Raw genomic sequence first — 23016 nt, forward strand, 5'->3', positions numbered from 1 at the left:
CCGTGCCCTGACAAGGAGCCCTGATGTCCCGCACCTCCTGGAGCGCCGCCGCCGCGGTCGCCCTGCTGCCGCTGCTCGCGGCGTGCGTCCCGAACGACCCCGCCGGCGGTGCCGCGAGCAGCGACGCCGCCGGCGCGCTGACCGTCAGCTCGACCGCCGACGCCTGCGAGGTGTCCGCCGACACCGCGCCGAGCGGCACCCTGACGTTCTCCGTCACCAACGACGGCAGCGACGTCACGGAGTTCTACCTGCTCGCCGACGACGGCCTGCGGATCGTGTCCGAGATCGAGAACATCGGCCCCGGCATCTCCCGCGACCTCGTCGTGCAGGCCGCGCCCGGCGACTACTACACGGCGTGCAAGCCCGGCATGGTCGGCGACGGCATCCGCGCCGCGTTCACCGTCACCGACTCGGGCCAGGAGGTCGGCCCGACGGGCGACACCGCCGACCAGCTCGCCGCCGCCGAGACCTCCTACGTCGCGTACGTGAAGGACCAGGTCGGCTCGCTGATCGCCGGCACCCAGGAGTTCGCCGACGCGTACGCCGCCGGCGACGACGACCGGGCGCGCGACCTGTACGCCGCGACCCGCGTGCACTGGGAGCGCGTCGAGCCGGTGGCCGAGTCGTTCGGCGACCTCGACCCCGCGCTGGACCTGCGGGAGGCCGACGTCGAGGACGGCCAGGCGTGGACCGGCTGGCACCTGATCGAGAAGGACCTGTGGCAGCCCGCGCCCGACGCGAACGGCGGCGAGACGTACGTGCCGCTGACCGCCGACGAGCGCGCCGCCGCCGCGGCCGACCTCGTCGCGAACACCCAGGAGCTGGCCGACCAGGTCACCGCCGACGGGTTCACGTTCGAGGCGTTCCAGATCGCCAACGGCGCCAAGGGCCTGCTCGACGAGGTCGCCACCGGCAAGGTCACTGGCGAGGAGGAGATCTGGTCGCACACCGACCTCTGGGACTTCCAGGCCAACGTCGACGGCGCGCGGGTCGCGTACGAGGTGCTGCAGGACGTCGTCACCGAGCAGGACCCCGAGCTGGCCGCCGACCTCGACCAGCGGTTCGTGGAGCTCGAGGGGCTGCTCGCCGCGCAGGGGTCCGTGGACGCCGGCTTCGTGCCGTACACCGACCTGACCGAGTCCCAGGTCGCCGAGCTGGCCGCCGCGGTCGACGCGCTGTCCGAGCCGCTGTCCCGGCTGACCACCACCGTCACGGGGGCCTGACACGGACACGCAGGAGGGTCCGGGCGCGGCGGGAGGCGCCGCGCCCGGACCGAGCACACCCCACGCCGGCGCGTCGGACGCCGGCACGCCCGACGCGCGCGGCACCCGGCGCGGGATGTCCCGGCGAGCCCTCCTCGGGCTCGGCGGGGGTCTCGTCGTCGGCGCGGCCGCCGCGGGTGCCGCGGGCGCGGTCGCGGTCGACGCCGCGCGCACCCCCGACCCCGCCCCGTCGCCGGCCGACCGGACCTACCCGTTCACCGGCGCGCACCAGGCGGGCATCGTCACCCCCGCCCAGGACCGGCTCTACCTCGCCGCGTTCGACGTGACGACCACCGACCGGGACGCGCTCGTCGACCTGCTGCGCCGGTGGACCGTGATGGCCGCCCGGATGACGCAGGGGCTGCCCGCCGGGCCGTTCGCGCCCGCCTCCGGGCCGTACGACGCGCCGCCGGACGACACCGGCGAGGCCGCGGACCTGCCGGCCGCCGGCCTGACGATCACGTTCGGGTTCGGGCGGTCGCTGTTCGTCGGCGCGCCCGGCGCCACCGCCCCGGACGCGGACCGGTTCGGCCTCGGCGGCCGGCTGCCCGCGGGCCTCGTCGAGCTGCCGCACTTCGCCGGCGACGACCTCGACCCGGCCCGCAGCGACGGCGACCTCGTCGTCCAGGCGTGCGCCGACGACCCGCAGGTCGCCGTGCACGCCGTGCGCAACCTGTCCCGCGCCGCGTTCGGCACCGCCCGGATCCGCTGGACCCAGCTCGGCTACGGCCGCACCTCCTCGACGAGCACCGCGCAGCGGACGCCGCGCAACCTGTTCGGCTTCAAGGACGGCACCGCCAACCTCAAGGCCGAGGAGACCGCCGACGTCGAGACGCACGTCTGGGTCCCCGCGGACGCCGCCACCGAGGGCGGGACCGACGCCGCCTGGCTGACCGGCGGCACCTACCTGGTCGCCCGCCGGATCCGGATGCACGTCGAGACCTGGGACCGGTCCTCGCTGCGGGAGCAGGAGGCGCTGGTCGGCCGGACCAAGGGCGAGGGCGCGCCGCTGTCCGGCGGGACCGAGTTCACCGAGCCGGACCTCGACGCCACGGGCGGCGACGGGAAGCCGCTCGTCGCGCTCGACTCGCACGTGCGGCTGGCCCACCCGACGCAGAACGACGGCGTCCGGATGCTGCGCCGCGGGTACAACTTCACCGACGGGAACGACGCGCTCGGGCGGCTCGACGCGGGGCTGCTGTTCCTCGCGTTCGTGGTCGACCCGCGCACGCACTTCGTCCCGATGCAGACCCGGCTGTCCGCGCAGGACGGGCTGATGGAGTACCTCGTGCACACGGGGTCCGGGCTGTTCGCGGTGCCGCCCGGCGTGCCGGACGGGGCGCTGCCGACCGGGTCGGACGGGACGCCGGTGCTCACGGACGACGCGCCGTTCATCGGGCAGGCGCTGTTCGCCTGACGGCCGCGGGTCGCCGCCGCGCCGTGCTCGCCGGCCCGTGCGGCCCTGCGTGGTCGTAGGTGGCGACCCGGCGCGCCTACCGTCGCCGGGTGCGCGACCGACGACCTCTGTTCCTCGGGGCCGCCCTGGCCGGCGGCCTGCTCGTGCTGCTGCTGGCGCTCGTCCTCGCGGCCGGGCCGGTCCCGCCGGCGGTCGACCGCTGGTGGCAGCCCGTGGCGGCCGCCGTCGGCGGACCCGTCGCGACCCCCGCCCTCACCGCCGTCTCCCGCGTGGGCGGCGGCGTCCTCGGGGTGGTCGTCGTGCCCGCGGCGATCGCGGCTGTCCTGCTCGCCCGGGGCCGGCGTGCCGAGGCGGTGGCGTTCGCGGTCACGGTGGCCACCTCGGCGGTGGTGGTGCACGTCGGCAAGGCGCTGGTCGGCCGGGAGCGGCCCGCGGGCCAGGTGCTGGAGACGTCGGCCGCGTTCCCGTCCGGCCACGCGACCACCGCGGCGACCGTCACCGTCCTGCTCGCGGTCCTGCTGCGCCGTCGCGGGCTCCTCGCCCTCGCGGCGGTGTGGACCGCCGGCATGGCGCTGAGCCGCACCGCTCTGGGCGTGCACTGGCTCACCGACACGCTCGCCGGCGCGGCGCTCGGCACCTGCCTCGCGCTCGGCGCCGCGCTGGTGCTCGACGCGGTGCGCCGTCGCCGGACCGGGCCGCGCCGGACCGGGTCGCGCCGGGCCGGGTCGCCGGCGGACGCGGGTCAGGCCAGGTAGGCCAGCACCACCGGCTCGTCCTGACCGGCCCAGGTGCCGGTCAGCGTCCGGGCCGACGCGACGTCCGCACCCGGGCGCGGCTCCCGCACCACGACGACCCCGGCGTCGGCGGCCCCGGCGTCGTCGGCACCGCTCCCCCGCACCCGCACCGTCGGCTCGCGCTCGACCCGGCCCTCGGGCGTCTCGACCCACATCCGCACCTGCGTGTCGCCCTCGTGGACCACCCGCGCGAGCTCGTCGCGGTACACCGGGTCGCCCGGGCCGTCGTACACCCAGCGGGTGCCGAGCACCGAGTGCTCCGTCGTCCCGACCAGCCACTCCTCGGCCTCGGCCAGCGGCGCCCCGCGGTACGTCAGGGGGACGTGCAGCAGCCGGCCGCCGACCTCCACCAGGTGCGACTCGATGCCGACCTCGCCCTCGGGGTCGTCGAACCGATACGCCCCGACGGGGTGCACCTCGCCCGCCGGGGCGTCGAACCACGGCTGCGCCGGGAGCCAGGCCGCGATCAGCTCGACCTTGGTCGGCACGAGGGTGGCCCGGTGGATGATCGCCATGCCGCCACCGTAGCGGGGCCGGCGCGCGTCCCCGGGCGTCGGCCGCGCTCGCGAGGCGCACCCCGGCGGCCCCGCACGGGAGAATGCCCTCGTGAGCACGCACCGCACCCCGCCCGGCCCCCTGGACACCGCCGCCGCCGACGCCCTCTGGCACGACTACGTCGCCGCGCACCCCGAGGCGGTCGCCGCGGGCGACGAGTACGTGGTCGACCGGTTCGGCGACTCCGTCGAGCTGAGCGACCAGCTCCTCGGCATCGTCCGGCACGGCGGCAAGCGGGCGACCGCCGAGCTGGTGACCGAGTTCGCCCACCGCGGGGAGGCGCTGCCCCGGGTCGGCGCCCACTGGGTGGCCTGCGACGGCCGCGGCGCACCCCGTCTGGTCCTGCGCACCGTCGAGCTGCGGATCGCGACCTTCCGCGAGGTCGACGCCGACTTCGCGTTCGACGAGGCCGAGGACGACCGCAGCCTGCGCAGCTGGCGCGAGCAGCACCGGATCTACTGGGAGCGCACCTGCGCGGCCCGCGGGGCGGTGTGGAGCGAGCAGGACGAGATCGTCCTGGAGCGGTTCCGGGTGGTGTGGCCGCCCGAGGCCGCGGACTGACCGCTACCCCGCCTGCGCCGCCCGGGCCTCGGCGATCTCCTGGGCGTCCGGCGACCCGGTCCGGTGGACCTCGAGCTCCCCGCACCCGACGAGACCGAGTGCGACGACTCCCACGATGCCGACGACGGCGATCCTGCGCATGACCCTGACTTCCTGCAGCGATTCGGACGAACCGGGGCATCCTGCCAGATCCGCGGGGTGCGGCGGACGGGCCGTAGGTCCCCGGGGGTCACGGTGCGGTGCGCCGTGACGCGTCGACGCCCGGCATCCCGCTCCCCGGCCATCCCGGTCCCGGCTGGCAGCCTGATACCCACGTCAGTCGTCCACCGGGCTCGCCCGGTCCTCGAACGAGTGACCGAGCCGATTGGTGGGAAGATGGCCCGATGCGCAAGTTGGGGAACGTTCTGGGGTGGGGCTACGAGGGCCGCACCGTCGAGGAGATGCTCGCGACGCTCCGCACATGGGAGACGACCACTGTGGTCGACGTCCGGCTCAATCCCGTCTCCCGAAAGCCCGGCTTCTCGCGCAAGTCGCTGGCTGCGGCGCTGCAGCAGGCGGGCATCCAGTACGTGCACCTCAAGGCCCTGGGCAACCCGACGGACAACCGTGCCGGCTTCGCGGTCCCTGACAGCCCGCAAGCGGACGCGGCGCACGCTCGGTTCAACGAAGAGGTCCTCGGAACCAGTGAGGCAGATGCTGCGCTGAAGCAGATCGAGAACCTCGCGGAGTGCGGCGCGGTCGTGCTGCTGTGCTTCGAATCCTCTGCGTCGTGCTGCCACCGTTCGCTCGTCATGGACGCGTTGCAGGCTCGCGCGCTCCAGACCGTCTAGAAGCGCGCGCTTCAGAGCATCTGGAAGAGCGGCGCAGCCGCCAGCCGCTCTGGCGGGTAGTAGGTCCCGAGGACCATGAACTGACGCCGCCGAGTCACGTTCTCCTGGTTCCCAAGGTAGAGCGCGGTCGCACGTCCGGGGCCGAACATCTGGGTGCCGAACTTGAAGCGGATCGCCTCCACGACCTCATGGTCGGGACGGTCGCGCAGATGTCCCTGGAGAGCCGTGAGCTCCCAGTCCAGCATGCCGACTCGGTGCGGTTGCGTGCACGAGTCCTCCGGGCAGGTGAACCTCAACCATGCCTTGAACCGAGGAGCCTGACGCATCTGCGGCACATCAGCGCGGAACAGGTCTCCCTGCTCGGCAAATCTTGCGAACCGCTGGAGTTCGGCGGGCGTCCACCCCGGGTGCGGCTTCACGTCGATGCTGTGGAACTCTCCGACCGTCACCAGGCCGAGAGACTGGGCGTTCGGGTTCTCAGCGGCGGCCGCCACCAACGAGCACATGCTCCCGCCGACGAGCGGCTCAACATAGGGGGCTCGCTCACGCCAGTCCTTCAGAGGCCGGATGACCTGAACACTGCTGGCGTCGATCTTCAGGCTCTCGGGGCGAGCATCCGAGCCTGCGCTCCGCACCCTCACTCGCAGGATCGAGTACTTGGGGAAGCGCTGGGTCTCAGTGAGGAAGCGGAACGGCACCGGGTAGAGCCGGACCAGCCGCAGCGGGTCGGTGGCGATACCCGCCACGCACACCGTCTCCCCATAGGAAGCGGACGGTTGCGGCGTGGCCTTGACCGTGACGATCACATCGATCGCGCGACCGGCCCTGTCGGCCCGTCTTGCCTCGTGAACCTCTGCGTCCACAGTGCTCCCGTTTCCTCAGGTCGCCCGTCTCGCACCCCCCTGACAGCAGATGTCATACCGCGGATCGCCGTCACGGGGTTACGCGACGCACGGACGAGTCCGCTTCCTCCCGCTTTGCCTCCGTAGACCCGTGACGGCGTGTCGAGACAGTCCACTACAGCGGCCCCGTGGCTATGCATCGACGGCGCGATCCCCATGTGTCATCCATGAGCGTCCGAACTTGCTCACCGCGATGGCCAGAGCCTGACCGCGCTCGACCCACCTTCGGGCCACGGCGGCACCACCCGACGCCGGCGCTCCATCGGAACCAGCCGAGAAGCAGACGACCCCCAGCAGCCGGTGGCCGCTGGGGGTCGTGGTTGCTCCCTCGACTGGACTCGAACCAGTAACCGTCCGATTAACAGTCGGATGCTCTGCCAATTGAGCTACGAGGGATCGTGCGGGAAGAACTCTAGCAGCCCTCCGGCCCTGCTCCTGACACGTCCCGCGTGGTCCCGATCACGGCGCGGGTCACGCCCGCAGCCCGGCGGCCGCGCGCACCCGCGCCTCGGCCGCGTCGAGCAGCGCCGCCACCCCCGGGTCGGTCAGGTCGACGCGTCCCGTGCCGATGACCTGCGTGAACAGCTCCCCCGCCTCGCCCCGCCGGAGCGCCACCCGCACGGGCCCGGCGCCGGGGACGGTGACGGTCTCGACGTGCACGACGGAGGACTGCACCCGCTCCCGGAGCGTCTGCGCGAACGTCACCGGCACGGGCGGGTCGAGCGGCAGCTCCTCGACCGAGCCGGTCACCCAGTGCACGGTGATCGCGGCGGGCTCGGGCGCGAACGACGCCCGGTCGACGTCCGACCACAGGTGCCGGCGCACCGGGGCGTCGGCGCCGCTGCCGGCGACGTACAGCGCGAGGCGGGTCGCGGCCAGCCAGCGCTCACCCGACGCGGCGGCGGCGAGCACGCGGTCGCCCGCCGGCAGGTCGAGGGCGCGACGCACGTCGTCGGGCAGGGCGTGGCGGCGGGAGAAGAGCGGCACGGTGACCCACCGTAGCCGGATCGCGGGGCCCGTCGGAGCGGGACGTGGCCGTCCGCGCGCTAGCCTGTGCGGCATCGAGGGCCAGTAGCTCAGCCGGTCAGAGCAGCGGACTCATAATCCGTCGGTCGTGGGTTCAAGCCCCACCTGGCCTACGCACCTGCGCCGTCGGCGCGCGCCCGCTGGCGCGCCGACCCGACCGGCAGCAGCGCCGCACCGGCGAGGAAGCACACCGCCCCCGCGAACGTGCCCGCGTTCACCAGCGCCACGTTCGTCTCCTCGGTCGTCCCGGCGACGTACCGCGCCGCGACCGCCGCCGCGCCGAACGCCACGGACCCCGCGAGGTTGACCGCCGCGACCCACCAGTCCACCGACCCGCGCCGCCACGCGACCCGCGCACCCGGCCCGCGGTCCGGCCCGCGCGCCGCACCCAGGTTGTCCCGCGCGGCCGCCGCCCCGCCCGGCACGCCGTGCACCGCCCGCGGCCGCACGGCGCGCCGCACGGCCACGGACGCCAGCACGCTCGCCACGAGGAAGCACACCGAGCCGTACACGTCGGGCGCCCACACCAGGCGCCGGGCCGGCTGCGCCGCGAGGTCCCGCGTCGCCGCGTAGGTGCTCACGTTGAAGCACACGGTGCCGACCAGCTGCACCCACGCGGCGGCGCGGTCGGTGCGGTCGTCGCGCGGGGTCCCGGCGACCTGGAACGCCGCCGCCGAGGTGAACAGCACCGACCCGACGACGAACGTCCACGCCACCACCCCGGGCGCGGCCCGCGCGGCGTAGAGCGGCAGCGACCCGACGGCGAAGCACACCGACCCGAGGCCGAACAGCAGCGCGAGCCGGACGCTCGCGACGCTGGGCCGCGTCGCACGCGCGGGCCGCCCGGCGCGCCCCGCCCGCCCGGCGCGCACCGCCCGCCCCGCGTCCCCGGCCGGCCCCGTCCCGGTCACCGCTGCAGGCCGGTGCGCGCCTTGCTCCGGGCGGCGGCGTGCGCGGGCGCGGTCCACAGGTCGGCGGCGTGGTGCGCGCGGGGCACCGGCGACTCCGCCTCGAGCGCGGTGCACGCGAGGTCGAGGTCGCGCAGCAGCTGGTCGATCATGAGCCGGCTCAGGTCGAGCCGGACGACGACCCGCATGAGGTGCACGTCCTCGGCGTCCGGCGGCAGGCTGTACGCGGGGACGATCCAGCCGTTCTCCCGGAGCCGGGCGGACAGGTGGTAGACGTCGAACCCGGGGTCGCCGGCGAGCCGGAACGTGACGACGGGCTCCGCGAGGCCGGGGTTGAGGATCTCGAACCGGCCGGTCGCCTTCAGCGCCTCGTTCAGGTAGCGCGCGTTCGCCAGCATCGTCTCGACGATCGCGGTGTACCCGTCGCGCCCGAGCCGCAGGAAGTTGTACATCTGCGCCTGGATCATCGCCGAGCCGCGGGAGAAGTTGAACGTGTAGGTCGGCTGCGCGCCGCCCAGGTAGTTCACGCTGAACGCGAGGTCCTCGGGCAACCGCGACGCGTCCCGGAACACCAGCCACCCGACGCCGGGGTACACGAGCCCGTACTTGTGCCCGGACGCGTTGATCGACGCGACCTGCTGCAGCCGGAAGTCCCACGCGAGGTCCGGCTCGGCGAACGGCGCGATGAACGCCCCGCTGGCGCCGTCCACGTGCAGCGGCACGTCCCAGCCGCGCTCGGCCTTGATCCGCACCAGGGCGGCGTCGATGTCGGCGATCGGGTCGGCCTCGCCGATGTGCGTGGTGCCGAGCACGGCGCCGACGGCGATGGTCCGCTCGTCCACCCGCGACGCCACGTCCTCGGCGGTGATCGTGTACCGGTCGGGGCGCATGGGGATCTTGCGCATCTCGACGTCGAAGTAGTTGGCGAACTTGTCCCACACGACGTGGGTCTCGGCGCCGAACACGACGTTCGGCCGGTCGGCGGGCAGCCCGGCTGCGGTCCGCCGGTGCACCCACGCCCGCTTGTGCGCCAGCAGGCCGAGCATGATCGCCTCGGAGGACCCGATGGTCGCGACGCCCACGACGGTCGCCGGGTCGGGCGCGTGGAACAGGTCGCCGAGCATGTGCACGCAGGCCTCCTCGACGAGCGAGGCGACCGGGTACTCCTCGTGGTCGATGTGGTTCTTGCGCAGGGTGTCGTGGATCAGGGCCTCGGCCTGCGGCTCCATCCAGGTCGTGACGAACGAGGCGAGGTTCAGGGTCTCGCGTCCGTCGAGCATGAGGCCGGTGTGCAGCAGCTCGTAGACCTCGTCCGGGTCCAGGCCGTGCTCGGGGAAGTCGGTGCGGTCGATGGCGGTGCGGAAGCTCGCCCGCCCGTGGATGGGCAGGGCGTGGCCGTCGTGGGTCATGAGGGGCAGCACCTCGCGGGCGTCGGTGACGCGTGGCGACGGCGGGGGCCCGTCCGGACGACGCGACCGTAGCAGCGCCGGTCGCACGCTCCGCCCGGGACCATGTGCTGTTGCAGCCCTGCGAGCAGGGGTCACATCCTGGAAGACGGCGTGCTCGCAGCCGGGGCGCGCCAGTCCACCGTCAGGAGACCCCATGACCACCGCGGCCCACGGCGAACCCCCCGCAGGCGAGCTGGCCGGCGACCGCGCCTTCTTCGGCCACCCGCGCGGGCTGATGACGCTGTTCACCACGGAGCTGTGGGAGCGGTTCAGCTACTACGGGATGCGCGCCATCCTGCTGTACTACCTGACCGACACGGTCGCGAACGGCGGCCTGGACATCGCCGAGACGACCGGGCTGGCGCTCGTGTCGATCTACGGCACCAGCGTCTACCTGCTGTCGGTGGTCGGCGGCTGGCTAGCCGACCGCGTGATCGGCGCCCGGCGGTCGGTGCTGATCGGCGGCATCATCATCGCGGCCGGCCACGTCTGCCTGGCGATCCCGTCGGCCGGGTTCTCGTACCTCGGCATCGCGCTGGTCGCCCTCGGCACCGGCCTGCTGAAGCCGAACGTGTCCAGCATGGTCGGCGAGCTGTACGCCCGCGACGACGAGCGCCGCGACTCGGCGTTCTCGATCTTCTACATGGGCATCAACATCGGGTCGTTCACGGCGCCGTTCCTCGTCGGCGCGGCGCGCGCCTGGGGCGGGTACCACGCGGGCTTCCTGGTGGCGGCCGTCGGCATGGCGATCGCGCTGGTGTTCTTCGTGGCCGGCGCGAAGTACCTCGGCCGGGCCGGCGGGGTCGCGCCGAACCCGGTGCGGCCCGAGGAGCGCGTGACGCTAATCCGCGGGTTCCTCGTCATCGTCGGCGGGATCGTGGTCGTCGGCCTGGTCGCGGCGCTCGTGGCGGGCGGGTTCAACCTCGACACCTTCATCGACACGATGTCGTACCTGGCGTTCATCGCACCGGTCGCCTACTTCATCGTGATGTACCGCTCCCCCAAGGTCACCGACGCCGAGCGCCCGCGCGTGATCGCGTACATCCCGCTGTTCGTCGCGGCGATGCTGTTCTGGATGATCTTCGAGCAGGCGGCCACCACGCTCGCCGCGTTCGCGGCCAACCGCACCGAGCTGTCGTTCTTCGGCGTGACGATCAGCCCGGAGTTCTTCCAGTCGGTCAACCCGCTGTCGATCATCGTCCTCGCGCCGGTGTTCGCGTGGATCTGGTCGAAGACCCACGACCGCCCGCCGACCGCCACCAAGTTCTCGATCGGCCTCGCGCTCGCCGCGCTGTCGTTCCTGGTGATGTCGCTCGCGTCGGCGGTGTTCGTGGACCGGCTCGCGCCCGCGTGGGTGCTGGTCGTGGTCTACGTGATCCAGACGCTCGGCGAGCTGTGCCTGTCGCCCGTCGGCCTCGCCGCGACCACGCTGCTCGCGCCGCGGGCGTTCCGGAACCAGGCGATGGCGGTCTGGTTCCTGGCGCCCGCCGCCGGGCAGGCGATCACGGCGCAGCTCATCAAGGCGACCGAGGGCTCGTCGGACACCGCGTACTTCGGCGGGATCGGCGCCGTGGCGCTGGCGTTCGCGCTGATCCTGCTCGCGCTGTCGCCGTGGGTCACCCGGCACATCCGCCGGGCGGACGAGATGGAGGGCACGGTCAGCGCGGGGGCGTGACCGCGCGCGTCGGGCGCGGCGCCGGGACGACGCGCTCTCAGTCCCGCCGCCACCAGTGCCGCCACGTGCGCCGGCCAGCCGGCTGCCGCTCGCGCAGCGCCACCGTCGCCGGGAGGGCGGCGGGCACCCCGTCGACGGTGGGCTCCCAGAAGAACGCGGCGCGCTCCGGCACGCTGCCGGGCACGAGCGCGAGGCGGTTCAGCACGCTTCGGATGCTGCCACCTCGCGCCCGCGCCCGGGCTCGGTCAGGACCGGGCGGTCTGCGTGTTCGACACCTGCGCCCGCGGCCGGACGACCAGCGTGTCGATGTTCACGTGGTGCGGCCGGGTCAGCGCGAACGCGATGACGTCCGCGATGTCCTCGGCGAGAAGCGGCTGGTAGCCCTCGTAGACCTTGGCCGCGCGCTCGGCGTCGCCGCCGAACCGGACCAGCGAGAACTCCTCGGTCGCCACGGCGCCGGGGGCGATGTCGATGACCCGCACCGGCTCGCCGATGAGCTCCAGGCGGAGCGTCGTGGTGAGCATCCGCTCCGCGTGCTTGGCACCGGTGTAGCCCGCACCGCCCTCGTAGGGCGCGATGGCCGCGGTGGACGTGACGACCAGGACGTCGCCGCGGCCGCTCGCCTTGAGCAGCGGGAGCAGCGCCTTGGTGACGCGCAGCGTGCCGAGCACGTTGACCTCGTACATCCGGCGCCAGCCGTCGACGTCCGCCTCGGCGACCGGGTCGAGCCCGAGCGCGCCGCCGGCGTTGTTGACGAGCGAGGTGAGCCCGCCGGTGGCCTCGACGTGCGCCGCCAGGCGGGCCACGTCCTCGTCGCTGGTGAGGTCGGCGACGAACGCCTCGGCGCCGGTCTCGGCGGCCAGGGTCTCCAGCCGGTCGGCGCGGCGGGCGACGGCGACGACGTCCCAGCCCTCGGCGCGCAGCCGGCGGACGGTCGCGGCGCCGATCCCGCTGGAGGCGCCGGTGACGACGGCGCGGAGGGCGGGCGTGGCGGTCTCGGACATGCGGGGTGGTCCTCTCGGTGGTGCGGGGTGGTGCGGGGTGGTGCCAGGTGGTGCCGGATCGACCCTACGACCGGCGGCGGGGTGCGCGGTCAGAGCGTGGCGTCGAGCTCCGTGAGGACCTCGTCGTAGGCCGCGAGCGCCGTGGCGACCTGCGCGTCGGTCACCACGCACGGCGGGACGACGTGGATCCGGTTGTCCTGCAGGAACGGCAGCAGGCCCCGGTCGAGCAGCCCGGCCTTGACCGCGCCCATCGCCGCCGGACCGACGGGCTCCCGGGTCGCCCGGGACGTGACCAGCTCCAGCGCCCAGAACACCCCGGTCCCCCGCACCTCGCCGACCGAGGGGTGCGCGTCCGCGAGCGCCGCGAGCCCCGGTGCGAGCACGTCGGCGCCGACCCGGGCCGCGTTCTCGACCACCTTCTCGTCCTCCATCGCCTCGATGGTGGCGACGATCGCGGCCATCGCCAGCGGGTGCCCGGAGTAGGTCAGCCCGCCCGGGAACACCCGGTCGTCGAAGGCGTGCGCGACGGCGTCGGACATCAGCACCCCGCCGGCGGGCACGTAGCCGGAGTTGACCCCCTTGGCGAAGGACACCAGGTCGGGCACCACGTCGTGCTGGTCGAAAGCGAACCACGACCCGGTGCGGCCGAACCCGGCCATCACCTCGTCCAGGACGAGCAGGATCCCGTGCTGGTCCGCGATCGACCGCACCCCGGCCAGGTACCCGGGCGGCGGCACCAGCACGCCCGCCGTCCCCGGCACCGTCTCCAGCAGGATCGCCGCGATCGACCCCGGCCCCTCCGACTCCACGACCCGGGCCAGGTGCCGCAGGGCCCGCTCGCACTCCTCCTCGGGCGTCGTGGCCCAGAACTCCGAGCGGTACAGGTAGGGCCCGAAGTGGTGCACGTGCCCGCGGGCGTACTCGTTGGGCACCCGCCGCCAGTCGCCGGTCGCGACCACCGCCGCGCCGGTGTTGCCGTGGTACGACCGGTAGGCCGACAGCACCTTGTCCCGGCCGGTGACCAGGCGGGCCATCCGGATCGCGTTCTCGTTCGCGTCGGCGCCGGCGTTCGTGAAGAACACCTTCGAGAACCCGTCCGGCGCGTGCCGGAGGATCGCCTCGGCCGCCCGGCCGCGTGGCAGGACCGCGTGCGACGGGGCGATGGTCGCGAGCCGCCCCGCCTGCTCGGCGATCGCCGCGGTGACCCGCGGGTGCTGGTGGCCGATGTTGGTGTTGACGAGCTGGCTGCTGAAGTCGAGCAGCGTCCGCCCGTCCGCCAGGGTGACCTCGCAGCCGGACGCGCCGGCGACGACGAGCGGGGCGAGCGCGCCCTGGGCGGACCAGGAGTGGAACACGTGCGCGCGGTCGAGCTCGAGGGCGAGCGCGCCGTCGGCGTCGAGTGCGGTCATGGTGCGGGCCTTCCGTGAGAGGGGGCGCGCCGAGTGTCCAGAACCCCCGGGACGAACCGGGGCGAACCGCCGCGGGTCCTGGACACTCGGCGCAGGCGGGTCAGTTGCCGCCGGGCTGGAGGTCGACCGTGAGGGGCTCGAAGTCCGCGCCCTCGACGTCGACGCCCTCGGCGGTCAGCTCGTCCAGCGCCTGCTGCGCGTACTCGTTGGTGTGCGCGGTCTCCGGCGGGTCGGCCGTGATGATCGTCGCGCCGGTCTCGTTGGAGGTCTCCTTGGCCATCTCGACGGTGGCGTTCCACGCGTCCTCGTCGATGAGCCCGATTCCACCGGACGTCGACGGCCAGATGAGCTTGTTGACCTCGTTGGTCATCCAGAGCTGGTGGCTGGTGCCGAGGGTCGACCCCGCGGCGGTCACGATGTCGGCGGCCTCCTGGGCGTTGTCCCGGGCGTAGATCCAGCCCTGGATCGAGGCCTTGATGAAAGCGACCGTCGTCTCCGCGTACTCCGGGTCGTCGGCCAGCCGGCCCGCGTCCGCCCAGATGGCGTCCTGGAGCATGGCGGTGCCCTCGTCGTTCCAGTCGATGACGCTGAAGTCGTCGGGCTGGTAGAGCTCGCCGGTCTCGGGGTTCTCGGTCTCGAGCAGCTGGGCGTACTCGTTGTAGGTCATGGCCTGGGCCGCGTCGATGTCGCCCGCGAGGAACGCGTTCATGTCGAACGCCTGCTGGACGATCTCGAAGTCCGTCACGCCCGCCTTGTTGAGGCCGGCGAACAGCTCCCACTCGTTGCCGTAGCCCCAGGAGCCGATCTTCTTGCCCTCGAGGTCCGCGACGGAGTCGATGCCCGCGTCCGCGAACGACACCTGGAGGGTCGCGGAGCGCTCGAAGATCTGCGCCACGTTGGTGATGTCCGCGCCCTGCTCGATGGAGCCGAGCACCTTGGGCACCCACGCGATCGCGTAGTCGACCTCGCCGTTCGCGAGCGCGTCCTGCGGCACGATGTCGCCGCCGCTCGGGATGATCTCGACGTCGAGGCCGGCGTCCTCGTAGTAGCCCTGGTCCAGCGCGGCGTAGTAGCCGGAGAACTGGGCCTGGGTGAGCCACTGGAGCTGGAGCTTGACGGGGGTCAGGTCCCCGTCGCCCCCGCCCGAGCCCGTGGAGGCGTCGCCGGACGCGTCGTCCGACCCGCCGCACGCGGTCAGCGCGAGCGCCCCCACGACGCCGAGCGCCCCGAGCCCGAGCCGGGCCCGCCTGGTGGTGTTCCTCATGTCATCCCCTTGTCCGTCGGATCAGCCGTCGTGCGGCCCTCCTGGCGTCGTCGGCAGGCGGGGTGGTGCCGGCCCGCGGACCCCCGACCGCGGGACGTGTGGTCGTGCGCGGGCGCTCAGGCCCGGCGCACCCCTCGGGTCCCCCACCGCTCGATCGCGGAGGTGGCCCCGTAGAACACGAGCCCGACGAGCACGCCGCCGAGCACGTACGCCCAGGCCCGGGCGTAGTTCGACCCGGCCGCGGCCGTCGTGATGAACGACCCGATGCCGGAGCGCGGGCCGCCGAAGTACTCGGCGACGATCGCCGAGATGACCGCCAGCGAGGACGCCAGCCGCAGGCCGGTGAACACGAACGGCAGCGCCGTCGGGATGGTCACCGCCCGGACCGCCTGCCGCGGCGTGGCGGCGTAGGCCCGCATGAGGTCCCGGTGCACGGGCCGCACCTGGCGGAGCCCGCGCAGCGTGTTGACGAACACCGGCACCCCGACCGCGACGGCCACCACGATCTGCCGCCCGGTCTCCACCGAGGCGCCGTACATCGTGTAGAGCACCGGGGCGAGCGCCACGATCGGCACCACCGCCAGGCCGGCCACGACGGGGTCGAGCAGCAGGTCGACCGCCCGCACGGCCGAGGCGAGCACCGCCGCGGCGATCGCGACCACCGCGCCGATCACGAGGCCCACGAGCGCGTTCGTCCCGGTGACCAGCGCGGCGGAGGCGATGGTCGGCAGGAACTCGGCGAACTCGCCGACGATCGCGGCCGGGCTGGGCAGCAGGAACGGCGGGACGTCGCCGAGCGTCACCACGGCCTGCCACGCGGCCACCAAGGCGGCGAGCAGCAGCACGGGGGCGGCGCGGTGGCCCCACGCGGCGGCGGCGCGGCGGGCGCGGGCCGGGGCCGGGGCGGCGGTGGCCGGCGCGGCGCCGGGCGCGGCGGCGGCGCTCACCGGGTCTCCACGCCGCGGCTCGGGACGCTCTCGGCGCCGCCGTGCAGCGCCTCGCGCACCGCGGTCACGGCCGCGAAGTACGCCGCGTCCTCCCGTAGCCCGTCGCCGCGGTCCCCGGACCGGCCGAGGCCCACGTCGACGATCCCCGCGATCCGACCCGGCCGGGCCGACATGACCACGACCCGGTCCGACAGGAACACCGCCTCGGGGATCGAGTGCGTGACGAACACGACCGCCGCCCGCGTCTCGGCGCAGATCCGCACCAGCTCGGACTGCAGGCGCTCCCGGGTCATCTCGTCCAGCGCGCCGAACGGCTCGTCCATCAGCAGCAGGCTGGGCCGCTCGGCGAGCGCCCGGGCGATCGCGACGCGCTGCTGCATGCCGCCCGACAGCTGGTCCGGGAAGTGGTCGGCGAAGTCGGCCAGGCCGACCAGCGCCAGCATCTCGTCGGCCCGCTCCCGGCGGGCGCCGCGGCCGACGCCGTGCAGGGACAGCGGCAGCTCGATGTTCGCCCGGACCGTGCGCCACGGGAGCAGGCCGGCCTGCTGGAACGCGATGCCGTAGTCGTGGCCGAGCCGCGCCTCCCGGGCCGGGCGCCCGAACACGGCGATCGAGCCCGACGTCGGGGAGTCCAGGTCGGCGATCAGGCGGAGCAGGGTCGACTTGCCGCAGCCCGAGGGGCCGATGAGCGAGACGAACTCCCCCGCGCCGACGGTGAGGTCGACGTGCTCCAGCGCGGTCACGGCCCGGCCGCCCTCGCCGGGGAACACCCGGCCGACGCCGGAGACCTGCACGGCGGCGGCGGTGGTGCCCGGCGTCCCGGGCGCTGCCGCCCCGGCGGTGGTCGGCGCGGTCACGCGGCCACCTCCGCCCGGCGGAACCGGCGCAGCGCGGTGCCGAGCAGCGCGACCGCCCCGGAGGCGACCAGGCCGAGCAGCACCGCCCCGAAGATCGGCGCCCACGGCTTGGCGGGGTCGCTGCTGGCGAAGTTGGCGAACTCGAGGATCATGCGTCCGATACCTCCGGGCATCCCGGTCGAGACCTCCGCGACGACGACGCCGAGCACGGCGCTCGTGGCCGCCAGGCGGAGGGCGGGCAGCAGGTGGGGCACGCTCGCGGGCAGCCGCAGCCGGACCAGCTCCTGGGTCCAGGAGGCGGCGTAGCCGGCGAACAGCTCGCGGTGCAGGGTGTCGGGCGAGGTCAGGCCGCGCAGGGCCCCGACCGCGACCGGGAAGAACGCCAGGTACGAGGCGATCACGGCGACCGACATCCACGGCTCCCAGGTGAAGCCGAGCTCGAGCTTGGCGCCCCAGCCCTTCACCAGCGGGGCGAGCGCGATGAGCGGCACGGTCTGGCTCAGCACGACCAGCGGCAGCACCGCCGACCGCGCGACCCGGAACCGGGTCATCAGCAGGGCGAGGGCGAAGCCGACGACGACCCCGATCACCCAGGACACCGCCGCGATCCGCAGGCTGGTGCCGCCGGCTCGGAGCACGGCGAGCCACAGCGGGTCGGCGCCCGGCTGGGACGTGAGCGGCTCGCCGAGCCGGGCCAGCATCTCCGAGACGTGCGGCATGGCCAGGTCGGTGGTGCGCGGCAGCACCCGGAGCTCGCCGATGCTCCAGCCGTCCTCGGGGACGACCGCCTTGACCAGCTCCCACAGCGCCGCGAGCAGGACCAGGGCGGCGAGGCCGAGGGCGACGGGGCGCAGTGCGCGCAGCGCAGCGGGCAGCCGGCGGGACCGGCGGGCGGCGGGCGCGAGCGCGGCGGCGGACGGGGCGACGACCGCCGCGTCCCCGGCCTCCGCGACCCCCGTCGTCATGCCGTCGCCACGACGTGCTCGGCCATCGCCGGGATGACCCGCTCGCCGTACATCCGCAGGGTCTCGTCCTTGTTGTCGTGCTGCAGGTAGCCGGCGAACTGGGTGACCCCGAGCGCGCGCAGCGCCTGCAGCTTCTCGACGTGCTCGCGCGGGCTGCCGAGCAGGCAGAACCGCTCGACGATCTCGTCGGGGACGAACTGGGTGTGCGAGTTCCCGGCGCGGCCGTGCTCGTTGTAGTCGTAGCCCTGCCGGCCCGCGATGTAGTCGGTGAGCGCCTTCGGCACCTGCGACCCCTGGCCGTACTTGGCGACGATGTCCGCGACGTGGTTGCCCACCATGCCGCCGAACCACCGGCACTGCTCGCGCATGTGCGCCTGGGCCGCCGGGGAGTCGCCGTCGCCGACGTACATCGGGGCCGCGACGCAGAACTTGATCGCGTCGGGGTCGCGGCCCGCGGCCTCGGCGGCGTCCCGGACGGTGCGGATCATCCAGGACGCCACGTCGGGGTCCGCGCACTGCAGGATGAACCCGTCGCCGACCTCGCCGGTCAGCTTGAGCGCCAGCGGGCCGTACGCGGCGACCCACACCTCCAGCGCCGAGCCGCGCGACCACGGGAACTGCACCGTGCGGCCGTTGTGCTCCACGGCCCGGGAGTTCGCGAGCTCGCGGATGACGTGGATCGACTCGCGCAGGGTGGCGAGGTTCGACGGCTTGCCGGCCAGCGTGCGGACCGCGGAGTCGCCGCGGCCGATGCCGCACACGGTCCGGTTGCCGTACATCTCGTTGAGCGTGGCGAACGACGACGCCAGCACGGTCCAGTCCCGGGTGGCGGGGTTGGTCACCATCGGGCCGACGATGACCTTGCGGGTGGCCGCGAGGATCTGGGAGAACACCACGAACGGCTCCTGCCACAGCAGGTGCGAGTCGAAGGTCCAGACGTAGTCGAACCCGTGGGTCTCGGCCTGGCGGGCCAGGTCGACCACCCGGGACGCGGGCGGGTCGTTCTGCAGGACGACGCCGAACTCCATGGGCGTGCCTCCTTCTCGGGGTCGAGGGGGTCGGGACGGCTCAGATCAGGTACTGCGACAGGCCGCGCTTGACGTACTTCCCGTGGCCGGCGCGGCCGAGGAACAGCCCGCCGTCGACGACGACCTCGCCGCGGGACAGCACCGTGTCGACGTGGCCGTCGACCTCGAAGCCCTCCCAGGCCGAGTAGTCCATGGCCATGTGGTGCGACTTCCCGACGCCGATCGACGTGTGGCCGTTCGGGTCGTAGACCACGACGTCCGCGTCGGCGCCGGGTGCGAGCACGCCCTTCTGCCCGTACATGCCGAACATCCGCGCGGGGGTGGTGCAGCAGATCTCGACCCAGCGCTCCAGGCTGATCTCGCCGGTGACGACGCCCTGGTACAGCAGGTCCATCCGGTGCTCGACCGAGCCGATGCCGTTCGGGATCTTGGAGAAGTCCCCGAGGCCCATCTCCTTCTGGTCCTTCATGCAGAACGGGCAGTGGTCCGTGGACACGAGCTGCAGGTCGTTGGTCCGCAGCGAGTTCCACATCTGGTGCTGGTGGCCCTCGTGCTTCGACCGCAGCGGCGTCGAGCAGACGTACTTGGCGCCCTCGAAGTCGCCCCACTGCTCGCTGCTCGCGCCGAGGTGGTCCTCGAGCGACAGGTACAGGTACTGCGGGCACGTCTCGCCGAACACGTTCTGGCCGCGGTCGCGGGCCTGGGCGATCTGCTCGGCCGCCTGCTTCGCGGAGACGTGCACGATGTAGAGCGGCGCGCCGGTGAGGTCGGCGAGCATGATCGCGCGGTGCGTCGCCTCCTCCTCGGCCTGCCAGGGCCGGGAGACCCCGTGGTAGTACGGGCTGGTCTCGCCGCGGGCGACGTGCTGCTGCACGAGGGTGTCGATGACCGACCCGTTCTCCGCGTGCATCATGATCATCGCGCCGTTGTCCGACGCCTTCTGCATGGCCCGCAGGATCTGCCCGTCGTCCGACAGGAACACGCCCTTGTAGGCCATGAACAGCTTGAAGCTGGTCACGCCCTCGGCGATCAGCTCGTCCATCGTCTTCAGGGACGAGTCCTGCACGTCGGACAGGATCTGGTGGAACGCGTAGTCCACCGCGCAGTTCCCCGCCGCCTTCTGGTGCCACAGCGCGTACTGGTCGACCGGGTTCTCGTGCGGGTACTGCACCACGAAGTCGACGATCGTGGTCGTACCGCCCCAGGCCGCCGCCGTGGTGCCGGTGGCGAACGTGTCGGAGGCGAACGTGCCGCCGAACGGCATCTCCATGTGGGTGTGCGCGTCGATGCCGCCGGGGATGACGTACTTGCCGGTCGCGTCGATGACGCGGTCGACCGTGGCGGTGAGGTCGACGCCGAGCGCCGTCGAGCCGGGCTGGAGCAGCGCGACGATGGTCTCGCCGTCGATCAGCACGTCCGCGGCGCCGCGACCCGTCGCGTTCACGACCGTGCCGCCGGTGATGAGGGTCTTCATGCCTCGTCCTCCCCCGGTCAGGGCGCCACGATCGGGCCGTAGGCGTCCGGCCGGCGGTCGCGGAAGAACTGCCACCGCTCGCGGGTCGTCCGGATGACGTCCAGGTCGAGGTCGCGGATCAGCAGCTGGTTCTCCGTCGACGAGCCGACCTCGCCGACGTAGTTGCCGTCCGGGCCCACCGCGTACGACGAGCCGTAGAAGTTGACCGCCTCGTCGCCGTACTCGTTGTCCTCGAGCCCGACGCGGTTGTTCGCGATGACGTAGTAGCCGTTCGCGATGGCGGCCGCGGGCTGCTCGACCTCCCACAGCTTGTTCGAGATGCCGGGGGCGGTGGCGTTCGGGTTGAACACGATCTCGGCGCCGTTCAGCGCGAGCACCCGCCAGCCCTCCGGGAAGTGCCGGTCGTAGCAGATGTTCACGCCGATCTTGCCGACCGCCGTCTCGAACACCGGGTACCCCTGGTTGCCGGGCCGGAAGTAGAACTTCTCCCAGAACTTCGGCAGGTGCGGGATGTGGTGCTTGCGGTACGTGCCCAGCAGGGTGCCGTCCGCGTCGATGACCGCCGCGGTGTTGTAGAGCACGCCCGGCTGGTCCTCCTCGTAGATCGGCAGCACGATGACGATGCCCAGCTCCTTGGCCAGCGCCGAGAACCGGTCGGTGGTCGGGCCGGGGACCGTCTCGGCGTACTCGTAGTACTTCGTGTCCTGCGTGATCCCGAAGTACGGGCCGTAGAACAGCTCCTGGAAGCCGATGACCTGCGCGCCCTCGGCGGCCGCCTTGCGCGTCCAGTCCTCGTGCAGCTGGATCATCGACTCCTTGTCGCCGGTCCAGGTGGCCTGGGTGAAGGCAACGCGCACGACTGACATGGAGGACCTCCGCTGCTCGGTGGGGTGCTGCTGGTCGGGCTCGGACCGCGGGGCCCGATGGGAATGTGACTGTGGGGGTTGAACATTTCTGCGGCGTTTCTGCCCGTAACGGCCCCGAGAACGTCGATGACGGGGTTGTAAACACTGCGGCACCCCGTCGCCGGGCGGCCGTCCGGGCGGGTGGCGCGGGGGCACGATGACGCCCATGGACGTGGCCCAGCACGTGGAGGACCGCAGTCCTCGCGGGATCGCCGCCGCCGTCTCGCGCCTGGTGCGCAGCGGCGACCTGCGGCCCGGCGACCGGCTGCCCACCGTGCGCCGGCTCGCCGCCGACCTCGGCGTCAGCCCGGCGACCGTCAGCGGCGCGTGGCAGGCGCTCGCGGCGGTCGGGCTGGTCGCCTCCCGCGGGCGCGCCGGCACGGTGGTGCTCCCGGAGCCGGCGTCGTGGCTGCCGCCGCGGTACCGGGACCTGGCCACGGGCGGTCGGTCGGACGTGCTGCCGGCGGCCGGCGGTCCGACGCGCGCCGTCGCCGCCCCGGCGCCCGCGCCGCGACCCGGCCCGGCCCTCGACCTGTCGTCCGGGACGCCCGACCCGGCGCTGCTGCCGCCGCTCGGCCGCGCGCTCGCCCGGGTCGCCGCCGCCACGCCCGCCGCGGGCACCGGCTCCTACCTGGGCGCCCCGGTGGTGGAGCCGCTGGAGCGCCTGCTGCGCGCGTCCTGGCCGTTCACGCCCCAGCGGGTCACGGTGGTGGACGGCGCGGTGGACGCGATGAGCCGGACGCTGGAGCAGCTCGCCGGGTTCGGAGACCGGGTGGTGGTCGAGGACCCGTCGTTCCCGCCGATCTTCGACCTGTGCGACCAGCTCGGCCTCGAGCGGGTGCCGGTGCCGCTGGACCGGCAGGGACTGCGCCCGGACGCGTTCGAGGCGGCGCTGCGCACCGGCGCCGAGGTGGTCGTGCTCCAGCCCCGCGCGCACAACCCGACCGGCGTCTCCATGACGTCGACCCGCGCGCGGGAGCTCGCCGCGGTCGTCCGACGGCATCTCGCGGCGACGCCCGGCGCGAGCCTGACCGTCATCGAGGACGACCACTCCGGCGAGATCGCCTCGTCGGCCGACGTGTCGCTCGGCAGCCACCTGCCCGACCGCGTCGTGCACGTCCGCTCCTACTCCAAGTCGCACGGCCCGGACCTGCGGATCGCCGCCGTCGGCGGGCCCGCCGCGGTGCTGGACCGGGTCGTCGCCCGCCGGATGCTCGGGCCGGGCTGGACCAGCCGGCTGCTGCAGCACGTGCTCGCCGACCTGCTCGACGACGGCGAGGCCCTGGCGGCCGTCGCCCAGGCCCGGCGGACCTACTACGCGCGGCAGCGGGCGCTCAGCACGGCGCTCGCCGAGCGCGGGGTGGCCGTGCAGCCCGGCGACGGGATCAACCTCTGGGTCCCGGTGGCCGACGAGGCGACCGCGCTGGTCCGGCTGGCGGCGGCGGGCATCCGGGTCGCACCGGGCCGGCCGTTCCGCGCGGGCACCGACGACGGGGACGCGGACGGGTCGGGGTCGGGCCACGTCCGCGTCACGGTCGGCGCCCTGGCGGGCGGCCCGGACGAGGTGACCCGGGTCGCGACGGCCCTGGCCCTGGCCACGACGCCGTAACCCCGCGCCCGCCCCCACCCGGCGAGACGGCAACTCTCGGCTGTGCGGCGGCGCGCGCGGACAGCCGAGAGCTGCCATCTCGGCGAGGACGTCGCCCGCGGGCGTAGGGTGGTCGCGGACCAGGCCGGATGTGGCCTGGGTGTCGCCGCCCGCGCATGGGCGGCGCGGCCACCGGG

Annotated in this window: 23 protein-coding genes and 2 tRNA genes; 8 read left to right on the forward strand and 17 right to left on the reverse strand. The window is 73.9% G+C overall.

Features of this window, described 5'->3' with window-relative positions:
* Window positions 1–23: 23 nt before the first annotated feature.
* The 3 genes from efeO (at window position 24) to G6556_RS20165 (ending at window position 3434) form a co-directional block, all read left to right on the forward strand.
* The gene (gene efeO, locus G6556_RS06260) at window positions 24–1223 is read left to right on the forward strand and encodes an iron uptake system protein EfeO (RefSeq protein WP_166939550.1); all 1200 of its coding nucleotides are present in this window, start codon (window positions 24–26) and stop codon (window positions 1221–1223) included.
* Window positions 1224–1338: 115 nt separating this feature from the next.
* Entirely contained in the window at window positions 1339–2679 is a 1341-nt protein-coding gene (efeB, locus tag G6556_RS06265) for an iron uptake transporter deferrochelatase/peroxidase subunit (RefSeq protein ID WP_166939551.1), read from the forward strand.
* Between the two features lie 89 nt (window positions 2680–2768).
* Window positions 2769–3434 (forward strand): phosphatase PAP2 family protein, encoded by a 666-nt coding sequence (locus G6556_RS20165; protein WP_166939553.1) that lies wholly within the window; start codon window positions 2769–2771, stop codon window positions 3432–3434.
* Here the strand turns inward: G6556_RS20165 and G6556_RS06275 are convergent.
* Complete coding sequence (locus G6556_RS06275) at window positions 3422–3988, reverse strand: hypothetical protein (RefSeq protein ID WP_166939555.1); 567 nt, start codon at window positions 3986–3988, stop codon at window positions 3422–3424. The genes G6556_RS20165 and G6556_RS06275 overlap by 13 nt on opposite strands.
* A gap of 91 nt (window positions 3989–4079) precedes the next feature.
* Here G6556_RS06275 and G6556_RS06280 point away from each other — a divergent pair, with 91 nt between their 5' ends.
* A complete protein-coding gene (locus G6556_RS06280; RefSeq protein WP_166939557.1) occupies window positions 4080–4589 on the forward strand; it encodes an ASCH domain-containing protein in 510 nt (169 codons plus the stop codon).
* A 3-nt stretch (window positions 4590–4592) separates the two neighbouring features.
* On the opposite strand, the gene G6556_RS06285 is transcribed toward G6556_RS06280, so the two are convergent.
* A complete protein-coding gene (locus G6556_RS06285) occupies window positions 4593–4730 on the reverse strand; it encodes a hypothetical protein (RefSeq protein ID WP_166939559.1) in 138 nt (45 codons plus the stop codon).
* Between the two features lie 242 nt (window positions 4731–4972).
* On the opposite strand from G6556_RS06285, the gene G6556_RS06290 reads away from it, so the two are divergent.
* Complete coding sequence (locus tag G6556_RS06290) at window positions 4973–5419, forward strand: DUF488 domain-containing protein (protein WP_166939560.1); 447 nt, start codon at window positions 4973–4975, stop codon at window positions 5417–5419.
* An 11-nt stretch (window positions 5420–5430) separates the two neighbouring features.
* Here the strand turns inward: G6556_RS06290 and G6556_RS06295 are convergent, their stop codons facing one another.
* From G6556_RS06295 to G6556_RS06305, 3 genes are all read right to left on the reverse strand, one after another.
* Window positions 5431–6282 carry a hypothetical protein gene (locus G6556_RS06295; protein ID WP_166939562.1) on the reverse strand — a complete coding sequence of 284 codons (852 nt, stop codon included), beginning with the start codon at window positions 6280–6282 and terminating at the stop codon, window positions 5431–5433.
* Window positions 6283–6644: 362 nt separating this feature from the next.
* Window positions 6645–6717, reverse strand: a tRNA-Asn gene (locus tag G6556_RS06300).
* 75 nt (window positions 6718–6792) lie between these two features.
* A complete protein-coding gene (locus tag G6556_RS06305; RefSeq protein WP_166939564.1) occupies window positions 6793–7308 on the reverse strand; it encodes a hypothetical protein in 516 nt (171 codons plus the stop codon).
* A gap of 78 nt (window positions 7309–7386) precedes the next feature.
* Here G6556_RS06305 and G6556_RS06310 point away from each other — a divergent pair.
* Window positions 7387–7460, forward strand: a tRNA-Ile gene (locus G6556_RS06310).
* Here G6556_RS06310 and G6556_RS06315 read toward each other — a convergent pair.
* Together G6556_RS06315 and G6556_RS06320 are read right to left on the reverse strand one after the other, a co-directional pair.
* The gene (locus G6556_RS06315; protein WP_166939566.1) at window positions 7458–8258 is read right to left on the reverse strand and encodes a hypothetical protein; all 801 of its coding nucleotides are present in this window, start codon (window positions 8256–8258) and stop codon (window positions 7458–7460) included. The two genes, G6556_RS06310 and G6556_RS06315, sit on opposite strands and share 3 nt — an antisense overlap.
* Window positions 8255–9664, reverse strand: coding sequence for a glutamate decarboxylase (locus G6556_RS06320; RefSeq protein ID WP_166939567.1), 1410 nt, complete (start codon window positions 9662–9664; stop codon window positions 8255–8257). The genes G6556_RS06315 and G6556_RS06320 overlap by 4 nt, the downstream gene beginning before the upstream one ends.
* 193 nt (window positions 9665–9857) lie before the next feature.
* On the opposite strand from G6556_RS06320, the gene G6556_RS06325 reads away from it, so the two are divergent.
* Window positions 9858–11378: a peptide MFS transporter gene (locus tag G6556_RS06325; protein WP_166939569.1), complete on the forward strand. Its 1521-nt coding sequence runs from the start codon at window positions 9858–9860 to the stop codon at window positions 11376–11378.
* A gap of 37 nt (window positions 11379–11415) precedes the next feature.
* Here G6556_RS06325 and G6556_RS06330 read toward each other — a convergent pair whose 3' ends face one another.
* The 10 genes from G6556_RS06330 to G6556_RS06375 form a co-directional block, all read right to left on the reverse strand.
* The gene (locus G6556_RS06330) at window positions 11416–11583 is read right to left on the reverse strand and encodes a hypothetical protein (protein ID WP_166939570.1); all 168 of its coding nucleotides are present in this window, start codon (window positions 11581–11583) and stop codon (window positions 11416–11418) included.
* A gap of 40 nt (window positions 11584–11623) precedes the next feature.
* Window positions 11624–12382 (reverse strand): SDR family oxidoreductase, encoded by a 759-nt coding sequence (locus G6556_RS06335; RefSeq protein ID WP_166939572.1) that lies wholly within the window; start codon window positions 12380–12382, stop codon window positions 11624–11626.
* 89 nt (window positions 12383–12471) lie between these two features.
* Complete coding sequence (locus G6556_RS06340; protein WP_166939574.1) at window positions 12472–13791, reverse strand: aspartate aminotransferase family protein; 1320 nt, start codon at window positions 13789–13791, stop codon at window positions 12472–12474.
* Window positions 13792–13891: 100 nt separating this feature from the next.
* Window positions 13892–15055: an ABC transporter substrate-binding protein gene (locus tag G6556_RS06345; RefSeq protein ID WP_166939576.1), complete on the reverse strand. Its 1164-nt coding sequence runs from the start codon at window positions 15053–15055 to the stop codon at window positions 13892–13894.
* 116 nt (window positions 15056–15171) lie between these two features.
* Window positions 15172–15900: an ABC transporter permease subunit gene (locus G6556_RS06350; RefSeq protein WP_346774754.1), complete on the reverse strand. Its 729-nt coding sequence runs from the start codon at window positions 15898–15900 to the stop codon at window positions 15172–15174.
* 98 nt (window positions 15901–15998) lie between these two features.
* A complete protein-coding gene (locus tag G6556_RS06355; protein WP_166939580.1) occupies window positions 15999–16859 on the reverse strand; it encodes an ABC transporter ATP-binding protein in 861 nt (286 codons plus the stop codon).
* The gene (locus tag G6556_RS06360; RefSeq protein WP_166939582.1) at window positions 16856–17824 is read right to left on the reverse strand and encodes an ABC transporter permease subunit; all 969 of its coding nucleotides are present in this window, start codon (window positions 17822–17824) and stop codon (window positions 16856–16858) included. The genes G6556_RS06355 and G6556_RS06360 overlap by 4 nt, the downstream gene beginning before the upstream one ends.
* On the reverse strand, window positions 17821–18852 hold the full coding sequence (locus G6556_RS06365) for a TIGR03842 family LLM class F420-dependent oxidoreductase (RefSeq protein WP_166939584.1): 1032 nt from the start codon (window positions 18850–18852) through the stop codon (window positions 17821–17823). The genes G6556_RS06360 and G6556_RS06365 overlap by 4 nt, the downstream gene beginning before the upstream one ends.
* A gap of 40 nt (window positions 18853–18892) precedes the next feature.
* A complete protein-coding gene (gene hydA, locus G6556_RS06370) occupies window positions 18893–20326 on the reverse strand; it encodes a dihydropyrimidinase (RefSeq protein WP_166939585.1) in 1434 nt (477 codons plus the stop codon).
* Between the two features lie 17 nt (window positions 20327–20343).
* Window positions 20344–21192 (reverse strand): nitrilase-related carbon-nitrogen hydrolase, encoded by an 849-nt coding sequence (locus G6556_RS06375; protein ID WP_166939587.1) that lies wholly within the window; start codon window positions 21190–21192, stop codon window positions 20344–20346.
* A gap of 205 nt (window positions 21193–21397) precedes the next feature.
* Between G6556_RS06375 and G6556_RS06380 the strand changes: the two genes are divergently transcribed.
* On the forward strand, window positions 21398–22840 hold the full coding sequence (locus G6556_RS06380) for an aminotransferase class I/II-fold pyridoxal phosphate-dependent enzyme (protein WP_166939589.1): 1443 nt from the start codon (window positions 21398–21400) through the stop codon (window positions 22838–22840).
* Window positions 22841–23016: the final 176 nt, after the last annotated feature.

Source organism: Cellulomonas sp. IC4_254, assembly GCF_011603975.1.
Lineage (GTDB): Bacteria > Actinomycetota > Actinomycetes > Actinomycetales > Cellulomonadaceae > Cellulomonas.

Bases quoted from the DNA above. Each gene is read 5' to 3' on its own strand.
- efeO (WP_166939550.1), top strand. From the start codon at position 24: ATGTCCCGCACCTCCTGGAGCGCCGCCGCCGCGGTCGCCCTGCTGCCG.
- efeB (WP_166939551.1), top strand. From the start codon at position 1,339: ATGTCCCGGCGAGCCCTCCTCGGGCTCGGCGGGGGTCTCGTCGTCGGC.
- G6556_RS06275 (WP_166939555.1), bottom strand. From the start codon at position 3,988: ATGGCGATCATCCACCGGGCCACCCTCGTGCCGACCAAGGTCGAGCTG.
- G6556_RS06285 (WP_166939559.1), bottom strand. From the start codon at position 4,730: ATGCGCAGGATCGCCGTCGTCGGCATCGTGGGAGTCGTCGCACTCGGT.
- G6556_RS06290 (WP_166939560.1), top strand. From the start codon at position 4,973: ATGCGCAAGTTGGGGAACGTTCTGGGGTGGGGCTACGAGGGCCGCACC.
- G6556_RS06320 (WP_166939567.1), bottom strand. From the start codon at position 9,664: ATGACCCACGACGGCCACGCCCTGCCCATCCACGGGCGGGCGAGCTTC.
- G6556_RS06325 (WP_166939569.1), top strand. From the start codon at position 9,858: ATGACCACCGCGGCCCACGGCGAACCCCCCGCAGGCGAGCTGGCCGGC.
- G6556_RS06335 (WP_166939572.1), bottom strand. From the start codon at position 12,382: ATGTCCGAGACCGCCACGCCCGCCCTCCGCGCCGTCGTCACCGGCGCC.
- G6556_RS06340 (WP_166939574.1), bottom strand. From the start codon at position 13,791: ATGACCGCACTCGACGCCGACGGCGCGCTCGCCCTCGAGCTCGACCGC.
- G6556_RS06345 (WP_166939576.1), bottom strand. From the start codon at position 15,055: ATGAGGAACACCACCAGGCGGGCCCGGCTCGGGCTCGGGGCGCTCGGC.
- G6556_RS06360 (WP_166939582.1), bottom strand. From the start codon at position 17,824: ATGACGACGGGGGTCGCGGAGGCCGGGGACGCGGCGGTCGTCGCCCCG.
- G6556_RS06365 (WP_166939584.1), bottom strand. From the start codon at position 18,852: ATGGAGTTCGGCGTCGTCCTGCAGAACGACCCGCCCGCGTCCCGGGTG.
- hydA (WP_166939585.1), bottom strand. From the start codon at position 20,326: ATGAAGACCCTCATCACCGGCGGCACGGTCGTGAACGCGACGGGTCGC.
- G6556_RS06375 (WP_166939587.1), bottom strand. From the start codon at position 21,192: ATGTCAGTCGTGCGCGTTGCCTTCACCCAGGCCACCTGGACCGGCGAC.
- G6556_RS06380 (WP_166939589.1), top strand. From the start codon at position 21,398: ATGGACGTGGCCCAGCACGTGGAGGACCGCAGTCCTCGCGGGATCGCC.